This window comes from Brucella pseudintermedia, from assembly GCF_008932435.1.
Lineage (GTDB): Bacteria > Pseudomonadota > Alphaproteobacteria > Rhizobiales > Rhizobiaceae > Brucella > Brucella pseudintermedia.
The window spans coordinates 1-826 of the sequence record NZ_WBWE01000039.1 but is presented as its reverse complement, the minus strand read 5'-3'; the positions used below and the strand labels follow the sequence as shown (position 1 = coordinate 826).

Genomic DNA, 826 nt, shown 5'->3' with positions numbered 1-826 from the left:
GAATCGGAGATTTCAGAAATAGTATAATTATTTCAATTATTTGCTTTTTTCGCGGGTTCACGATGCAAAAAGTCACGAAATCGGAAGCTGGCGCGCAAACAGGCAGAATCGCACGCCGTACGTCAGTCAATGATCAAAATCTGTGAGGAAATGTGCGTGAAGCAACTGGCGGAGAGGATGGGATTCGAACCCACGAGACCCTTATGAGGTCTACTCCCTTAGCAGGGGAGCGCCTTCGACCACTCGGCCACCTCTCCAGTAAGGGCGAGATAGCCGGTACGCTTTGTCATTTCAAGCGAATTGCGCGCCAACTGGTAAAATTTCCTGCGAATTATCGCACTTTATATATGCACGCTCCGGAATGAGACGTGGAATCAGAGCCTTCATCAGGGACAAGGGTGCTGTTTTGCGGATGCGCAGAAGGAAGAAGGATTCGCCCTAGTTTAGGCCAATGTGGCAAACGATGGCGATAGTCAGGCATATTTTCCACCTGAAACGAGGGCAGTCGCGGATTCGCTTAACCGGAGCGGGTCCGATGCCTAATGTTGCATGTTTTCAAGCGTTAAGACCGGTTAATTCGAATTTACTTCTGTTAATAAAGTCTGAATATCCAATTTAGAAACGGGCAATTTCGTGTCTTTTCTGCAACAGAGCTCCCTCATAGAGGCACCAGAAAGGTTGGGAGAGTGCATTCGATGTTGAAACGAGAAAGCGGGCGAGTATCTTCACATCCAGAAGAAGGAGCGCTTCGGGGTGACTTTTTCAAAAGGGGATGGGGACAGGTTGTCCTTCAGCCAAATCAGAATGCCCAGACCCATTTTTAACT

Annotated in this window: 1 tRNA gene; it reads right to left on the bottom strand. The window is 48.2% G+C overall.

Annotation, left to right across the window (positions count from 1 at the left end):
• Nucleotides 1-166: 166 nt before the first annotated feature.
• Nucleotides 167-257, bottom strand: a tRNA-Ser gene (locus tag F9K78_RS21785).
• Between the last annotated feature and the right edge of the window lie 569 nt (nucleotides 258-826).